The organism is Citrobacter sp. wls619 (assembly GCF_005281345.1).
Classification (GTDB): Bacteria; Pseudomonadota; Gammaproteobacteria; order Enterobacterales; family Enterobacteriaceae; genus Citrobacter.
Genome location: NZ_SZXJ01000027.1, coordinates 527794 through 528017, shown reverse-complemented (window position 1 = coordinate 528017; position 224 = coordinate 527794).

Sequence of the window (224 nt, the reverse complement as noted above, 5' to 3'; positions counted from 1 at the left end):
TTCCTCTGATGTTGGGGGCTGTAAGCTTGTGCTACTGAGTATGTCGCGATTACACTTCCATCACCGATTAACATTCTGAAAAACAAAAGGAGGATACTTATGCTGTATGTGAACGTTTTATCGTTTCACATGCGTTTGGCGATCGCCAGTGCTCAAGCGTTATCGCTATCATGTTGCAATAACTTCTGTCTGACCAAAGCTAACGTCTGAATCCCCTTCTCTCA